This window comes from Telmatocola sphagniphila (assembly GCF_018398935.1).
Taxonomy (GTDB): Bacteria; Planctomycetota; Planctomycetia; order Gemmatales; family Gemmataceae; genus Telmatocola; species Telmatocola sphagniphila.
Genome location: NZ_CP074694.1, coordinates 5,483,670 through 5,501,039, shown reverse-complemented (window position 1 = coordinate 5,501,039; position 17,370 = coordinate 5,483,670). Strand labels below are relative to the sequence as shown.

Genomic DNA, 17,370 nt, shown 5'->3' with positions numbered 1-17,370 from the left:
GGCTGTTTTCGTAAAAATTAGCCTGAACCTCTGAACATCCGAGCTTTTCTAAAATCAACCCGGAATCAGAGAATCGCAATTTAAGAAATCGCATTCCCCTACCATTTCAGCGGTTTCTGCCAGGCGTCCTTCAACTCGCGCAGCTTGGCCCAGATCAGCCATTCGCCATTCTCGCCCGCAATTCGCAAGCGGTCTTCCTTCACCGTCGAGCCGAGCTTCATGAGAGCCTGTCCCGCGAACAACTCCGCCAGTTCCTTCTCGTGGCCCGGCTCCACTTCCAGCACGAATCGGCTCGGCGATTCGCTGAACAATTTGACGGTATCCGGCAAGGAAGGAGCCACCCCACTCAGATGCACAACATCGGCCCCGATGCCACCCGCGAAAGCCATCTCCGCCAGGGCGACCGCCAAGCCCCCTTCACTGCAATCGTGGCAACTGCGCACCAGCCCCTTCGAAATAGCCGTGTGCAAAGTGGCAAAGAGCTTAGGTGCGGCACTCAAATCGACACGCGGCACTTCGCCACCGGTCTGGCCGGTCACCAGAGCATAATGCGAGCCGCCCATTTCATTGCGGGTCGTGCCCACAACGTAGATGGCATTGCCCGGCTGCTTGAAATCCATGGTCACGCAACGGGTGACATCGCTCACCTGCCCCATGGCGGTAATCAACAAAGTACCCGGTATCGAAATCCGGCGATCGGCCGAGCGGTATTCGTTATTCAGCGAATCCTTGCCCGAAACGAACGGCGTGCCAAAGGCCAGCGCCACATCCTTGCAGGCATCGGCCGCCCGCACCAGCGAACCGAGAATTAAGGGATCGTTGCAGTTGCCCCAGCAGAAGTTATCGAGAATCGCGGTTTTGCTCGGGTTGGCCCCCACCGCCACGACATTTCGCAACGCCTCATCAATGGCACATGCGGCCGCCGCGTAGGAATCGAAATCGGCATAGCGGGGATTGATACCGCAACCAATGGCGAGCCCCTTCTGCGAACCGAGTACCGGCATGACCACGGCCGCATCGGAGGGGCCATCGTTGACCACGCCGACCAGCGGTTTGATCACACTGCCCCCCTGCACTTCGTGATCGTACTGCCGGATGATCCATTCTTTCGAACAGACCGAATAACAGGCCAGAATCTTCGCGAGAGTTTCCTGCGGTTTATCGTGGAATTTTAACGGAGGCAAATTGGCAGCTGGAGGCGGCACCTCGGCTGGGCGAACCACGTCGGGCCGGCCGTCGTGCAGGAAGTGCATTTCGAGTTCGCCGACAGAATGCCCCTGATAGCGGAGCTTCAATTTACCAGTACTTTCGAAGTGACCGATGATGGCCGCTTCCACCCCTTCGGAAGCGCACAGTTGCTGCAGCTCCCGCCAGTTTTTGGGCGGCACGGCCAGCACCATGCGTTCCTGCGATTCGGAGATCCAGATTTCAGTATAACTCAAGCCCTCGTATTTCAGCGGGCATTTCTCCAGTTCGACGGCCGCGCCGAGTTCCGCGCCCATTTCCCCCACCGCCGAGGAGAAGCCGCCAGCCCCGCAGTCGGTGATGGCCGTGTAGAGTCCGAGATCGCGCGCCTGCAGAATGACATCCATCACTTTTTTCTCGGCGATGGCGTTGCCGATCTGCACGGCGCCGCCACTCTCCACTTCCGAAGCGTCGGTCAATTCCAGCGAAGAAAAGGTCGCCCCGTGGATGCCGTCGCGCCCCGTCCGGCCACCGACCGCGACGATGTAATCGCCCGGTTTGGGTTCTTTGTGAACGCGATTCACCGGTATCAAACCGATGGTGCCGCAGAAGACCAGTGGATTGGCCAGATAGCGTTCGTCGAAGATCACCGCGCCGTTCACGGTGGGAATGCCCATGCGGTTGCCGTAGTCGCGCACCCCGGCCACGACCCCTTTCATCACCCGGCGCGGATGCAGCACACCGGCGGGCAGTTGGGCCGGGTCGAAATCGGGGGAAGCAAAACAGAAGACATCGGTATTGCAGACTGGCTTGGCTCCCAGGCCGGTACCGAGGGGATCGCGAATCACACCGCCCAGGCCAGTGTTGGCGCCGCCGTAGGGTTCGATGGCGGAAGGGTGATTGTGCGTTTCCACCTTGATGCAGGCGTGATAATTTTCGTCGAAGGTCACTACGCCGGCATTGTCTGCAAAGACGCTGACGCACCAGTCTTCCGCGCCGAGCTTCTTGCGAATCTCCTGAGTGGCGCCAAAGACGGTCTCTCGCAACAGGTTCTTAATGTGGCGGATCTTGGGCCCTTGTGGCGTATGCTCCACCAGATCGATGGGCCCTTTTAAAGTCTTGTGAGAGCAGTGTTCCGACCAGGTTTGGGCAATCATTTCCAGTTCGATATCGGTGGCGTCGCGGCCCAGCTCCCGGAAGTGAGCCTGAATGGTTTTCATCTCCTCCAGGTTCAGCGCAAGCATACCTTCTTTGGATAGTTTCACGAGACCCGCATCATCGAGATTGCGAATCGGCACTTCAATGAGTTTGAACGAGTAGGATTTGCCCAGGCTGAGATGATCGGCCTGGGGACGGCCCGGCACGATCTGTTCGATGGCATCGTTCGCCAGGACTTTACGGAACAAGACTTCGCGATCGGTCGCGGAAATATCGGTGGGGCCGTAATAGCGGCGGAAGGTTCGCACGGCAGTCAGCCGGATTTGAAAATCGCGAGCGGCATCGAGAACGCTTTGCGCCGAGGGATCCATCACCCCCGGCTTCAAGAGCACGGTCACCGCCGGTTTAGGCAATGCTGTTTGCAGGGAAGTGAGTTGCGAAGTTTCCAGCAGGGGATCGACCAGCAATTCTTCGACGAGCCGCCGGGCATCGATCTCGCCGATTTCTCCTTCGAGGAGAAAGCCGCGGGTGGCAGCCACAACCAGTTCTTTCCCCCGCTGCGAGTGGGTGAGCAGATTGAATTCTTCCTGAACTCGTTCGCAGTCGCCGTCGCGACCTATCGGAGCAATTTCAACTTCCCAAAGCATCGCGACCTCGTTTACCTTTCTCGAGGAATTGGCGAATCGGTTCCCAGTCCGAATCGCGGAGCAACTGACGGAACGTGCCTATGGCCGATTCCAGATTGGATAGGCCATCCAGCAGGGCTTCCCGGTTGTGTTTGATGATCGGCAGCCAAACCTCGGGATCGCCGGCGGCAATTCGAGTCGTGTCTTTGAATCCCGTACCCGTAAAGGGCCGGGCTTCGGGGGGCAGGATACCCGATAGGATCGCCGCCGTGATATGTGGCAAATGGCTCGACCATGCTAACAGCCGGTCATGTTCCAGGGCCGAGAGGCGTACGGGCTTGGCCCCGAGGGCTCGCCAGAAGGCTTCGATTTCAATGACGCCCGCTTCGCTCGAGTGCCGGGAGGGCGTAACGATCACCGTTTTGTTGACGAAGAGATCTTCTCGAGCCGATTCCGGGCCGCGCTGGGCCGCTCCGGCAATCGGATGGCTGCCAATGAATTGAACGCCCGCTTCGGGAAATTTCGCCTGATCGATATCGTGAATGATTTTTTGTTTGGTGCTGCCCGCATCCGTCAGCAGACAACCGGGGGGACAATGGGCCGCGGCTTCAATGACCTGGGAAGCGATGAGATCCACCGGTGCGGCGAAGACGACCAGATCGGCCGATTGCACACCGGCGGGAATGCTGGTTTCGTAATGATCGATAATTCCCAGTTCAGCCGCTTTTTTCAGCGATTCGACATTACGGCCGACCCCGATCACTTTTTTCGCCAGCGCGCAGTTCCTGGCCGCTCGACCGATGGAACCACCGATAAGCCCGACGCCGACGATTGTCAAAGTTCCAAACCGCATGGGGGGATTATAGAAATGCAGCTTTGCAAAGCATATGCATGGAACAAGGTATTTCGATCCGCATCGTCACCCGAGTGACTGATAATTCTTGTACGCCTCTTCCTCGGTCAATAGCGAGGATGCCGACTCGCCCCCTTCATAGTTCTGCTTTTCCAGAAGACTCCGGTGAGTCTCCGCGAACGCCTCGGCAATCTTCTGGGTCAGCAGGATTTTCCATAATCCCGGTTTTCCCTGCCAGTGATGCGTCGCCCCATCTTTGACGCGCAGCCGCTCGATCGTGTTGGCCGAGAGCGCTTCCTTCCAGGGAATTTTCGGAGAAACCGCGAGCACTTTGGCCACGCGCTTCAAAGTTTTAACCGGCTGAGCGACTAAATCTTCGTAATGGAATGGGATCGCACCAGGTACTTGGCTCCAATTTGAACTGACGTCCAAGAGGGCTTTGGCCCGTAGGCTCCGAACGTAATTGAGGAATTGCGGGTGGCCGGGATGCAACCCGAGAATGGTGCCTTCATCGCCACCGTAAGTGTCTAACCAGCGATGGGTTTCGTTGCCCTGGGAAACGTAGTGCAAAATCGAAATGAGTACGTCGAAAGGATGTCTAATGGGAACCAGAATTTTTACGCGGTGTTTTTCGAAGTGTTCGATCCACTTGGGTTCGCAGGGAATGTGCACCTGAACTATATACCGGTGCCCTTCCCAATTCGCATCGAGCGGATTGTGCACTGCTATCGCCTGGCCATTCTCGTTCAACCCATAAGCCGCAGCCAGGACGTGTCGAAACCAGGTATTTCCCGATCTCGGTGTGCCGACCACCGCCAGACGCAGTTCATCGTTCGCCTGGCTCCGAGAATTCCGCCGATCCAAAAGATGTTTTACAATTTGAAGCATTCTTTACTTCAAGGATTACTAAAAATTGAACGAGCGCTGGAGGGTACCTAAGCCCCAGCGATCATGCTGGAAAAGGGAATGCTTCGATCGCAATCGATAAATCCCGATCCGATCGGACGTTGAACGAATTCCCCTCTTCACGCTTTTTTCAAATTCAAAGGATTAAGCATTTTTGAGGTATTTCCCTTCCCTGTCAAGTGGGCAGGATCTGGCCAAATGCTTATGAGAGATTTTTCATGGCAAGACTACGAATTCTCTTATAAATCCGGCTTTTCATCACTCCAAAGTTCAGCGGAGCTCGCCCCAAAGAAAAATTTGCTGGTGAACCTTGGCACCAAGTCAATCCTGGGTATCGAAGACTGGTTCCCTACCTTCGACTGGCGATTTCAAAACCGAGCGACGAAATGAATTGCTGCAACGTACAATGAACTTATGATCGCGTATGAATGCGGACAGGGACCGGTTCGCGCACTGGCCTTCAGCCCGGACGGCAAGCTGCTGGCCAGCTCGGCCGGGGACGGAGCCCTGCAAATCTGGGAAGGCGGCGGCCTGAAATGGGAGCAAATGCTCTCTCAGCGCTGCCACGCCCTCGGCTTCAATGCGGCCGGGACAATTCTGGCACTGGGATGTGAAGACGGCATAACTCGCTTCTGGGATGCCGAAACGGGTAAACTTCTGGAGACCTACAAGTCTCTGCAATACCCTGTCACCGGACTAGCCTTCGTCGATAGCGACAAAAAAATTCTGCTGACCGCCGGCGACCCCGAACGACTCTATGAGGAATCGAAAGGGGTAACGCTTTGGAATTACCCCAGCCGGGAAGGCAAGGCGATCGTCACCTATTCCCTGGAAGTGGCCCGAACTTTTTCGGCATCGCCCAACGGTCAGCGTTTCGCCTGGACGACCCGACACAACAAATTGATCACCGCTCGCCTGAGCAAGCAGGATCAATTTCATTTCTCCCTGAAGGACCCTGCCCGCTGTCTCCGCATCACCAACCAGGGGACGCTGGCGGCGGGCTGTAGCTGGAAAATTTCGATCTATTCCTGCGAAGAGCATCGCTTCAAATTCAGTCTCGAAGGCCATAAGGGCTTAGTGAGCGACATCTCGTTCAGTCCGGACGAACAATTTTTGCTCTCCGGCAGTTGGGACCAGACCGCCAAACTGTGGGATCTGTCCAGCGGCAAGGAAGTGAACAATTTCCAGTGGAAGCAGGGGCAGATTTCGCGCGTGGCCATCGCCCCCGATGGTATGCGTTACGTCTGCGGCTTCGCCACGGGAACCGTCCTGATCTGGGATGCCGAATAAATTCCCGGCCGCCCTCCCGCTAGACGACAAGATTTTAGTTCAGTTTGATCCCCTTCTTGCGTCGAAATCGCCAGAGTCCAAGACCCAATGCGGCGCCTAGCAGAAGGGAGGTCGGTTCAGGCGCCGGGGTGAAGCTAACCTGGAGAATATCCGAACTGGCATGGATGTAGGACACCAGCGGTGTGCCGGAATAATTGCCCGTGATGTTGAAGAGTTGCGAAACATTCCCCGGCGTTAAGCCGAGGATCTGCGGGTATTGTGCGAAGGTGTAAACGACCGAGGAATCGGAACCGCTGCCGCCGGGAATCGCGTTCAATTGCAGGTTCATCCGGTTGCTGGAACTGAGATTGCTGAGATCGAGAATCGCGCCGTTAACCGCTTTGACGACGGAGTTATCGACGCTCGGAATCGGACTGGTGACCGCCGTGTTGTAGTTCAGCACGAATGTACTGCCGCCCATCCAGGTAGCATTCCCCATCGTCAGGGAACCGAAGCCAGTGGGTGCGAGAGTCGAACCGGGCTGTAAAGTGAAGCGGCCGGTGATCACTCCTGTTCCGGTTAGCGTGCTGTTTCCGGAAAGCACGACGTTGCCCGAGCCCGATATCGAACTATTCAGGGTGAAATTGGAATTGATCTGCAGCGTGGCGCCGGCGTTGACCGTGAAATTGCCGCCGCCGGTGTAGCTGCCGCTGAGTACGAGCGTGCCGCCCTTGACAATCGTGTTGCCCGCATAGGTATTGGCCCCGGTCAATTCGAGGGTCCCGGCATCGGTTTTCAGCAGATCGGAATTTTTGGAACCGGAGATAACGCCCGAGAGTCGCATGATATCGGTGGTAGAATTCGGATTATCGGCGACCCGAATTTCGCGCACGCTATAGGGATTGGTGGAGGCGCCGTTGTCGAGACCGATAGAGTTTGTGAAATCAAGACGGCTATCGGCCTTGATCGAGCCGAGCAAAAAGGCGTAACCGTCCGCCAGGAATTTACCGTCGTTCCAGACCAGATTCGCCGGTGTAGTGCCGCCGATGGCCGTCACAAGTGTCACTGTGGCATTGCCGTTGTACGCCGAGAAGCCCCCATCCCCCCGAATCGTCGAGCCATTATCGAAGCGCAAGCCGCCTCCCAGAACAGTGCCGTCCACGCCGACGGCCCGGGAGAAGGTGCCGCCGCCACTGATTTCCAGAACGCCCCCCACCAGTAAATAAGTCGATCGGATTCCACTGGAAGATGTCCCGCCGCCCAGCGTAGTGGGAGTCCCGCGAAGCACTCCCTGCGAGACGCAGATCGGGAAGATGTTCAGCCCGGCATTGAAAACGAGCTGACTGGTGGTGCCGTTCAATTCCAGAAAGCCGGCCCCCGTCTTAATGACCGGCTGCAAGGCCGCCGTCATGTTGCCGTTCATCGAAAGTACCGCCGAGGGATCGAGAACGTAGACATAGCGGAAATTCACCGATTCCATCAAATAGGATCCCAACCCCCCATTAATGCTGAAACTGTATGGTCCGGCAAGCATCAGCGCATTGGTTTGGAGGTAAAGGCCGGAATTCAAATTCAAACTTTGCCCGGGTGCAGAAGGAATGATTTTGAGTGCCCCCGTTTTCAAGTTGTTGGTGAGCGTCAAGGGACTACTCAGCGGATTGGGGGTATAGCTCACCCGTTCATTGCCGGGAGTATTGGCCAGATCGAGTTCGGTGCGCAGGGTATCGCTCAGGGCATAGACGGTGTAACTGCCGTTGGACAGCTGTTTAACCCCCGCCCAACTCGTGTTATTGACCGTGCCCCAGCCAAAGCTGGGACTCGTCATCGAGTTCGAGATCATGCCCGTATCGGAGGAGAAGTACATCGCCCCGGCGAACGAAATACGAGGATTGGCTCCTTCACTGCCGAGCGTTCCGCCCACGCCCACGAAGTTCACGGTCATACTCGTCGAGCTTCCGCGCAGCGTGCCGGAATTGGCAAATTTCAGTTCGGTTCCGCCGCTGCCGCCGTTGTGGATGACCTGGATGTTGGACGGTCCGCTATTGAGCAAGGTCAGGGTTCCCATAGTCTCGATGGTTCCCGCGCTATTACCGATGAGCGTGAGATTAGCCCCATAGAGGTTCATGGCGGCTGTGTCGGGAATGCGATTGGCGGAAAAGCTGGAATTATCGAGAATCAAGCTACCTTGCTGTACGTTGATGGTCGAGGAAGCGAGCGTGCCACTCGTGGCATTCGAGCCGCCGAGAACGAGCGTGGCGCTCGTCAGGATATTGGTGCTGGCTCCGATGCCGCTGGTGTTACCGGTGAAAGCCTGCTGAGTGTTCGTGCCGCGAATATACAGACCGCCCGACGCGGTAATGGAACCCGAAAACGCGCCATTTTCGTAGGCGAACAGGTTCAGAATGCCCGTACTCGCCAGGTTGACGACCCCGCTGCCACTCAGACGGCCGATATTCAAATTCGGGGAACTACCGGCGGTCACCAGAGTGGTCCCCGAAGCGAGGTCGACAGAGTTGCCATGCAAAGCGAATTGCGCGGCGTTGTTGCTGCTCGAACCGATTTGCAGAGTTCCGGCATCGACGGAAATCGAACCGCTGAAGCTATTGCTGGCGTTATCGAGTACCAAAGTTCCCAAACCGCTTTTGGTAAGTGCGTTACTGCCGGAAAGTGCTCCCAGATGAGTGACTGTGCTCCCGGCGGTGTCCCATTTCTGATCGTCCGTGAGATTGAGCCGGTAATTGAGTGTGACGGCTTTCGTCGAGCCGGCATCGAGTAATAATCCGCGGGAACCGAGATTGAGAACGCCCGAATCGCTGCTTTGACCGAGCGACCAGGAGTAGTTGCCGTTGAGTTCCAGACCCAGAATCGAAAAGCTGCTGGAACCCAGACCGGCCTGATTAGCAATCCCCGAGCCGAGCGATTGAAAGCGGGCAATGGAAAGAATCGGATCGTTCGGGGCGAGGTTCAGATGCCAGTTCGCCGAGGCCGACCAGAGTCCGGAACTGGCGTTGTTCCAGATATGGGTGGTTTGACTCTGGGCCGGGAAATTCCAAAGCACCAACAGCAGACAGCTCAGCAGAAGGCGAAGGGGCATGGGCACCACTCACTTAGGATTCGGGTGGGACAATCCAACTTTGTTTGCGTTAAGATCCAAGTTAATTAAGGTATACTTTATTTTTAAGAGCATCTTGGGCTGAAAATGGAAATTTAGGCAGTCTGGGTCGTTAAAATCGGCCTTTCAGATCGGGAAAATACGGGCATAGTAAGTGAATTGCTGGGAATTTGAGATACCTGTCAAGTCGCGAAACCGGCGTTCCACCAGATTCATCCAGGGACTGCGCGTGGGGGTGAAGTGTATGTGGAATCGAGGATGTCGGGTCAACCAACGCCGAACCTTGGGATGCTTACGATCTTCGCCCGAAGGACTAGCCGAGCGGGAGTACTTCGTCCCCGAGCCCAAAAAGTCAACGTTTGGCGTTCTTAGTCGGACAGCGAAATTGGCAGGGCGATTTTCATGGGTTTTCTCTTCATCTATAGAATGAACTGAAAAAAAGGAGCTCAAAGTAACGCTAATTCTGAGACATTGCACTAGTGCGAGTGAGATTTACTTTGCATAGAACGCATAGCTATTGACTATTTTTCCACAATTTGGGTTCTTCGGATCTTCCCAGTAATCCCAGTTCCATTTCTCGATTTCTATACATTTAATTCGCGATTCTGGGGGCGAGGCCTTATTACTTTTTTCAATGTAATTCGTAATGACTTCAGTTAGCGTACTCATACGCTCCGAGTTGAGAGAGGGGATAAGCATCATATAGCTGTTGATCATAACCGATCGACAGAATAAATGTGAATCGACCTCCTCAATCTCACCGTTTTCTCGAGTGGCCATCACTTTAAAATACACGATCGGCATCCGAGCTTGAACATCGGAGTACATCTGCCACGCCGACAACGGGAAGCGTTCGATCCTGTAAATCCAAACCGCGGAGATACCCGCAGAAATCACAATGAATGCCAGCAGTCTTAGGCGTTGCTTCGGACAAGCCGTTTCTGATCTATGTTCCAGCTTCGAAATGCGAATGAAGTTATCGGAATCTGGAGGAATTTCCTTATTTCGACGAGCCCATAGTGCTAACCAGTTCGCGTTAATGAAGATGAGTTGGAGAATCATCAAGTCTAGAAATAAAATCCTCTGAAAAACTAGGATTCCAGTGTGCAAGCTGAAAATCAAAATAGGAATCACAACCCGTGCCCACTTCGAAAAAAAGATTGCTATATAGGACAATTCCGCTGATACAGTAAATATCCCTATTAGACTGTAACTGAAAATGGGTACATCATGTCTGTGGAGCCAGATAGCCGGATTGCGAAATTCACTGAAGAAGAGGGGATTCATAGCATCGCGGAGAATTTTGAATTCCAAGTTTTCGGGTTGCAACCAATTCAAACCCGAATTGCCTAACTTACTGAATCCGCAAGAAACATAGACAGCGGCAACAACGAAAAAGCACAGGAATACACTAAATCGAACGGCTTGCGAAGATGGTGCAGGCCGGGGCGATCTCCACCAGGAATCGAACGACCAAACCTCGGAACAGGGAGTGAAAGTCAGAATCAGTAGCAGATAAATCGGTAAGACGCCCTCGTGAAAAGATATTGCATGATAACGCAAAATCGCTTGCAGGTAAAAGAAGCTGAGTCCCGCCAGCGGAAGACTGAACCGAGTAAAAACACCCAGCATGGCCAGGAAAAGTAATAAGAACGTAGCCCACTGGAGTAAAGCAAGGTAACTCCGGCTGACCAATACCTGAGAATAGCCAGGTAGGCGAAGTAGCCACTCCGTCGCCTCATAAGACACGCCGAATTCACGAGGGAATTCTGCAACTCTTGGTAGGTCTTCCAGTAGTGTCAGCAGAAGAGCGGCCAGGCAAACTAGGATTCGAATCCAGGAGAGTTGCCGGGGAGTCGCGTTGAAACTATTAGAACTCTTCGACCCGTTGTCGCGAAAAAAATGAAAGTATAACCCCGTAGCGGCGATCACTGCCGAGATCCCTATCAGAACTTTAAGCATTTTTCACTGCAATGATTTCTCGTATCGAACCGAAATCGATACGACATTTATTCGGCTTATTCGGGCTGAAAATTCTGGAATTCTGAATTCTTAAATATTCTGTTTGAATTGGTTATGTTACTCCGAACTGCCGTCTTATCTTTTCATCGACTGCAACTCTGGCCGAAGCTGAGGCGGAATCCGTCGGGTGATCCTCTTACCAGAGGAGCTTAGCAGTTCATCCCACTGACAAATTGACGTGAATTTTGCGTGGCAGTGAGGCCATCTGAAGAATTCGCACATTTTTCAGGGCAAAGCTGTTGACCGGGCACAGCCGGTAGTACTTGAGAAACAAACTCTGCTCTGGGATGACGTTTCCCCCTCACTCAAACTCGTACCCGATCCAGAAAGAGATCAACCCGCCCGGCTGACGCTGGATATTCGTGATATATACCGGTAGGCCGCCGCCTCATAGCTAAAGATACCAGGGAATATCCTTTTTACTATCTATCAATGCAAAAACGGATTTATTTTAGTCGATTGAAACATCTTCTCTTCCGGCACGGGTCGCGAGTGCTTTGAGAATAATATCCTGCTCATATCTGAGGAATTTAACAGAGCCATCCGCAAAAGCGAAAGCAGCTCCTCCGCTATGGTGGGACCAGTAGTGAAATACATCGCAAGGATTTTTTGATTTACCTACCGTAAAGTTATAAGGACCTATTGGGCAATTATCCAATCTCCGATCGTAATTGAGTTCACGACTACCCATCAACGAATCAAGGGATCCGCTTTGAGTTTGTCCCCAACCGGCGTACCACCAACCATAATTTCGACTCTCACTTACATGTCTTTCCCCGAAAATTATAGTATTACTTGTACCGTCCAAAATAGCACTTATTGCAACCTTAGAATCTGGAAATAATATTCCATCATAGGTGTCTAGATTTGTACCGGACGAGCCTAGTGTAGTGTCTCACACAGAATGTGTTTTATCCAAGGTAGCCCTCGCCCGGCGGACTTTCTCCAGAATAACTTCGGCTTTGGCGGTCCACTGGAATCCCTTTCCTGTGTTGTTGTGATGATCGATGTAGTCCTCAATCGCCTGGATTAATTGCGGCACGCTTCGAAATGTGCCTCGACGCAGTCGTTTGTCCGTCAAGTCGCGAAACCAACGCTCCACCAGATTCATCCAGGAACTGCTCGTGGGGGTGAAATGCATGTGGAATCGAGAATGCCGGGCCAACCAACGACGAACTTTGGAATGCTTATGCGTGGCGTAGTTGTCCACGATCAAGTGCAAATCCAAGGACGGATCGGTGGCGGCATCGATCCGTTTGAGAAACTTGATCCATTCCTGATGTCGATGTCGCGGCATGCACTCGCCAATCACAATTCCCTCGGCCACGTTCAGGGCCGCGAACAGAGTGGTGGTGCCATGACGCATGTAATCGTGAGTCAGAGTGCCGCAACGGCCGGGTACCATCGGCAAGCTTTTTGCGTACGATCAAGGGCTTGAATCTGACTCTTCTCATCGCAACTCAGCACCAGGGCGTGCTCGGGAGGGTTCAAGTACAAGCCCACTACGTCCCACAGTTTCTCGGCGAATTGAGGATCATTCGATACCTTGAAGGTCTTATGCAAGTGCGGCTTCAAGTTGTGGGCCGACCAAACCCGCTGCACGGTGGCTTTGCTCACTCCCACCTCTTGGGCCATCGTTCGCGTGCTCCAATGCGTGGCACCAGAAGGTTTCTCCTGAGTGGTCTTGCGGAGAATTTCTTCGACGACTTTCCGGCTGATCGCTGGCGTTCGACCCGGCCGCGAAGCGTCCCGTTCGATACCCGCCAAACGCAGCTTCGCAAATCGGGTCCGCCAGCGCGCCACCGTGGGCTTCGACGTGCCGCACTGCTGAGCAATGTCCTTGTTCCGTACACCCGCGGCCGCCGCGAGTATGATCTTCGCCCGCAGGACCAGCCGAGCGGGAGTACTTCGTCCCCGAGACCAAGAAGTCAAAGTTTGTCGTTCCTCGTCAGAAAGTAAGATTGGCAGCGCGACTTTCATGGGTTTTCTCCTTTTCTATAGAGTAAACCGCAAAAAGGAGCTAAAAGTAACGCTATTTCTGAGACACTACACTAGATAATTTGTAAATGCAACAGTAAACTGGCCTTGAAAATTCCACGGCTCTTGCGAAATAGGGTCAGCGGAACAAATATACGACTTGATCTTTTTACCTAAAATTTCGAGATGTGGTGGTTTTTCAAAATTCTTATCGACTTCATAGGCTTGCAGACATTTTTGCCACAGCGGTTCTTCTTCGACAAAAGGTAGGAGCTTTGTAAGCCAAGTCATGAATGGCTGAGTTGTTGGGTAGTCCGCACTAATAATCCCTGAAGGAAAATGGCCGTATTGATCGTGATAACCATGCAACGCTATATTGAGCTGTCTAGCCTTGTTCAAACAGCTAGAGAGTGCCGCAGAAGCACGAATTCTTTGTATCGCCGCAAGCAGAATACCGAAAAGTAATGCAATAATTGAAATAACTATAATTAGTTCAATTAGTGAAAATCCTTTTGATCTCTTCACGATTGAAAGTCCTTACATCTATCTATTCTAAAACAACATCTAATTAGAGATAATATAAAACATGTAGATGTAAAAAAGAAACAATATAGACCACAATATGGACCTTGTGGTTGGTCGTTGAGTTTTTCATTATATTTGTTTCATGAAGAAATCAGAATTGTTATTATACTATATTATTCATATCAATACCGTTTTCGAAGTATAATTTTAGACAACGTCAGTATCAGAATTAAAATAACTACGCATGATGCAAATAAGATTATTCTTAATCTAGAATTGTTGTTGTCCGTCTTAAATTCAACTTTATCTAATGTATTTGTTGCAGCTTCGTCTATAACTTTGGTTGGTCGTCCATCTTTCCAAATATAGTTAAAAGGTCGATCGTCTGGAACACCTATTTTCATTCCATTAGGGATGCGAGATGTTACCACGAATGGATCTTGTTGCCATTCATCGACAATTTTTATGTTGTATAATTTAACTAATTCATCAATTTTGTTTTTTGAACTATCTGAATATTCCATGCTTATTTCTATTTTATATTCAGATATATAATCCCTTCCATTCACTTTATCGAGTTTTATTGAATCGATCTGTTGTATAAGATGCTTAGGGAGTATAACTTCATTATCTTTGTCTTTTTTGGCCCAATCTTTCAAATTTTTTCCCATCATCGACCTTGTCAGTTAATTTCTTTTCTTGTAACACTCTTAACGGTAAATAGCTTCTTGCTGGGTCGAGCCATAGAGTATGTTTACCCCAATCGCTTACAGACGTAACTTTGATGACTTTGATTCCATTCAAATTATCTCCGACAGTTTCGATTTTTTTTGAAAGAGATAATATCTCGGAAAGCGTTTGATAATCGTTGTAATTTATTATTCCATTGATCGAAAAACAAGTGGAATCATATTTTCTGGATATGTAGTCTTTTGGGGAAAGCTGTTTCACATTAGCCACAACACCCCTAACTTTCCCAGCTGAATCCATCGATACAGAAATGCGACCATTTTCAGACATAACTATTTCAGTTTTATCTACTACAGTTTTCGTTTCGCCCTTCTTTGACACCACATTTTTATATTCAGTAATCCGTTTAAATTTCTCCGAATCAATCCAATTAGATTGACTTATTTCAGTAGGAACACTTCCTTCTTGCTCCGAATATTTTGAGAATGAGCTTAAAAACCCTTTTTTTATAACTGGAAAATTGTTTTCAAATTCAGCAATCGGATCCTCTGTAATCAAAAGCATATTGCTTGAAAAGAGGAATATTGTAAATGATAGTAAATTCATATAAAGCAAAAGATCTTAAGTTTTAGATATTTGTTGTAACTCAGTAATTAATAATATAAAATTAGTTCTGTGCTTTTTGTGGTTCCGGCAAAGCTTCTCTCTAATCTTAAAATTAAATCATGTTAAAGGCTTTATGTTAAGCTAAACTTAATTTGAATTATGTCAAGCAAAAAAAAATGTCTTTTTTTCAAATTTATTTTATTGTAAACCAAATCACTCGCACGCTAAATTGATTCTTAAACATCTACCTATGAGATGAATTCTAAGTACGTAAATTTCGCCCAAAATTGCTATGCTCTAAACCAAATTATCTTGACCTTCAATCTCAACTAACAAAACATCTCATCAAGCTCTCGTTCAAAACAGGAGCTCAACAATACTTAATGTGAAATGGACAAGCTAATTTAGCTTGTCTCACTCAAACTCGTACCCGATCCAGAAAGAGATCAACCCGCCCGGCTGACGCTGGATATTCGTAATGTAAACCGGCAGGCCGCCGCCCAACTGCGATCGACTACTCGGCATCGTATACGGCGTGAAACTGTTGTTCGAGTTACTCGGGAACGGCACCATCCCCAAAAACGAAGTCGGACCGCGCGGCCCCTCAATTCCATGCGACTCTTCCAGAATCGGTCGATTATTCAGAATTCGCCAGACCAATAAACCTTCGGCCGGTAAATTGCTATCGAATCCCTTCCGACGGCGATTCTCCAACAGGTAATACTCGCTGCCATCTGGTCGCACAAGCACTTTGAAGCACTGATGCGTGTCTTCTTCTATAGGTGCTAGAACCAGCTTCTGCTTCACGGTCGGGTCGAGGGTGACCGGCTGGATCCAGTTCAACTGCTCCTTGCACCAGGCCGAGAAATGCTGCGGCCGACCGCTCCCCAACTGGTTGGACATCGCACACCAAACTCCTACCCCTTCACTGCCCGGATTTTCCGGCCGGGCATAAAGATCGGGGAGGCCCAACATATGGCCGAATTCGTGGCACATCACACTGATGTCGGTCATCCGCTGCGGCGAGGCCATCTCGTTAATGATGAAATAGGGCCAGCGCTTCCCTTCATACGTGAAGTTGGCCCGGTGCGGCCAGTAGAGCGAACCGCGATTGGTAGTCGCGCGATCCCCGGCATAGATGAAGAAGATGCCGTCGAAGTCCTTCAGCGCGTCTTTCCCTTCGCGGGCAATTAATTTATCGGTCACTTCTTTCAGATAATCGGTCTTGGAGTTGACCGTCGTGCTGCCGCCATATTCCAGGCGTTTTTTGGGAAGCTGCACCCAGTCGAACACCTTGCCCTGCACCTTCAGTTTGCCGAAGGATTGCTCCAGATAGTAGTCACAAACGCTGCCGTGCGTCTTCTGCCCCGTGGCGTTGGTGGTGTTGTAAGTGCCGATGCTGAAGAAGGATTGCTTCCAGTCCTCGAGACGGATTTTCTCGTTGTGCTTGAGATCGGGATACTCCACGCCGACGATGGCCAGCCGGAAAACCGGATTTTGCCAGGTCCGGGCAATGCGATCGTCCCAGCCGCCACGATTCCCACGACCCCCGCCTCCTCGCTGATTGGTGGAGGATTCGAGCGGAACTTTCAGAGCCAGAACCTTGTCGGCCCGCTTCACTTCGAGAGTTACGGTGTCGGTCGGCTTCTTTTCCCCCAAGAGATCGGTGAACTTCTGGGGATACGTGACGGCGGAGCCATCGAATTTGGTAATGATATCGCCGACTTTCAGCCCGGCCTTGTTGGCCGTGGAACCTTCGTTGACATTTTCGACTTTAACGCCCGAGGAATCGTCGCTGTCCTGGACGCGCACGCCCATCACCGGCTGGGGAGCATCGGGCTTCATAGGTCGGCTGGTGGCAGTCAGTTCGGATTGAATATCGATTGTCTTCCCTTCCCGGGAAACTTGGAGCTGAACCCGATGTCCCGGCTCCAGCGTCTGCAAGCGGTCGCGAAATTCGCTCACCGATTTCAAAGGCTCTTTCTCGAAGGAAATCAACTGATCACCGACCTGAATCTTGGCGGCGGCGGCCGGGCTATTCGGTTGCACGGCATCGATTAAGAGTTTGTCTCCCTGCGTTTCCAGGTGGATGCCGAGATAGCCGGTCTGGCCGGTTTTATTCGTGGAAAGCGCGACACTTTTCGATTTCGCGGCGGTCTCCACCGTTTTGTAGTCTTTGAGATTCTCCGGCAGCACGAGATGGTAGGGCGGCACGATAATGCCTGAGATGCGGGGGGCGGGCAACAATTCCTGCGCGAACGCCGGGGAAATTCCTCCCAGACCAATTAAGGTCGAGAGTGCGGTGAAAAGGATCTTTTTCATGATGAAACTACCACGATTCGGATAGTGCTGGGATTGTTCGCTATTCTCCATAGAGATCATGAGAAAATCATTAGGAATCCGGGGAGTCTGATGGGAAAAGTCAGCCGCAACGCCGCTTC

Annotated in this window: 10 protein-coding genes and 3 pseudogenes; 1 reads left to right on the top strand and 12 read right to left on the bottom strand. The window is 51.7% G+C overall.

The window, feature by feature from the left end:
- Nucleotides 1-98 precede the first annotated feature (98 nt).
- The 3 genes from purL to KIH39_RS21965 form a co-directional block, all read right to left on the bottom strand.
- Nucleotides 99-2,990 carry a phosphoribosylformylglycinamidine synthase subunit PurL gene (gene purL, locus KIH39_RS21975; RefSeq protein ID WP_213495397.1) on the bottom strand — a complete coding sequence of 964 codons (2,892 nt, stop codon included), beginning with the start codon at nucleotides 2,988-2,990 and terminating at the stop codon, nucleotides 99-101.
- Nucleotides 2,974-3,822 (bottom strand): prephenate dehydrogenase, encoded by an 849-nt coding sequence (locus tag KIH39_RS21970; protein WP_213495395.1) that lies wholly within the window; start codon nucleotides 3,820-3,822, stop codon nucleotides 2,974-2,976. Before KIH39_RS21970 ends, purL begins: the two co-directional genes overlap by 17 nt.
- Before the next feature lie 66 nt (nucleotides 3,823-3,888).
- Nucleotides 3,889-4,710, bottom strand: a complete 822-nt coding sequence (locus KIH39_RS21965; protein ID WP_213495393.1) for a sulfotransferase family protein — start codon at nucleotides 4,708-4,710, stop codon at nucleotides 3,889-3,891.
- A gap of 432 nt (nucleotides 4,711-5,142) precedes the next feature.
- Here KIH39_RS21965 and KIH39_RS21960 point away from each other — a divergent pair, with 432 nt between their 5' ends.
- A complete protein-coding gene (locus tag KIH39_RS21960) occupies nucleotides 5,143-6,018 on the top strand; it encodes a WD40 repeat domain-containing protein (RefSeq protein WP_213495391.1) in 876 nt (291 codons plus the stop codon).
- Nucleotides 6,019-6,052: 34 nt separating this feature from the next.
- Here KIH39_RS21960 and KIH39_RS21955 read toward each other — a convergent pair whose 3' ends face one another.
- The 9 genes and pseudogenes from KIH39_RS21955 to KIH39_RS21915 form a co-directional block, all read right to left on the bottom strand.
- Nucleotides 6,053-9,091, bottom strand: a complete 3,039-nt coding sequence (locus KIH39_RS21955) for a beta strand repeat-containing protein (RefSeq protein WP_213495389.1) — start codon at nucleotides 9,089-9,091, stop codon at nucleotides 6,053-6,055.
- Between the two features lie 198 nt (nucleotides 9,092-9,289).
- Nucleotides 9,290-9,403: pseudogene (locus tag KIH39_RS21950) on the bottom strand (IS630 family transposase); the annotation flags it as partial.
- A gap of 198 nt (nucleotides 9,404-9,601) precedes the next feature.
- Nucleotides 9,602-10,447, bottom strand: a complete 846-nt coding sequence (locus tag KIH39_RS21945; protein WP_213495387.1) for a hypothetical protein — start codon at nucleotides 10,445-10,447, stop codon at nucleotides 9,602-9,604.
- A 1,135-nt stretch (nucleotides 10,448-11,582) separates the two neighbouring features.
- Nucleotides 11,583-11,987 (bottom strand): annotated as a pseudogene (locus tag KIH39_RS27280) (DUF1559 family PulG-like putative transporter); the annotation flags it as partial.
- Between the two features lie 39 nt (nucleotides 11,988-12,026).
- A pseudogene (locus tag KIH39_RS21935) lies at nucleotides 12,027-13,111 on the bottom strand (IS630 family transposase).
- Nucleotides 13,112-13,177: 66 nt separating this feature from the next.
- A complete protein-coding gene (locus tag KIH39_RS21930; protein ID WP_213495385.1) occupies nucleotides 13,178-13,633 on the bottom strand; it encodes a DUF1559 family PulG-like putative transporter in 456 nt (151 codons plus the stop codon).
- Between the two features lie 182 nt (nucleotides 13,634-13,815).
- The gene (locus KIH39_RS21925; protein ID WP_213495383.1) at nucleotides 13,816-14,292 is read right to left on the bottom strand and encodes a hypothetical protein; all 477 of its coding nucleotides are present in this window, start codon (nucleotides 14,290-14,292) and stop codon (nucleotides 13,816-13,818) included.
- Complete coding sequence (locus tag KIH39_RS21920; protein WP_213495381.1) at nucleotides 14,261-14,929, bottom strand: hypothetical protein; 669 nt, start codon at nucleotides 14,927-14,929, stop codon at nucleotides 14,261-14,263. Before KIH39_RS21920 ends, KIH39_RS21925 begins: the two co-directional genes overlap by 32 nt.
- 414 nt (nucleotides 14,930-15,343) lie before the next feature.
- The gene (locus tag KIH39_RS21915; RefSeq protein ID WP_213495379.1) at nucleotides 15,344-17,251 is read right to left on the bottom strand and encodes a M6 family metalloprotease domain-containing protein; all 1,908 of its coding nucleotides are present in this window, start codon (nucleotides 17,249-17,251) and stop codon (nucleotides 15,344-15,346) included.
- Between the last annotated feature and the right edge of the window lie 119 nt (nucleotides 17,252-17,370).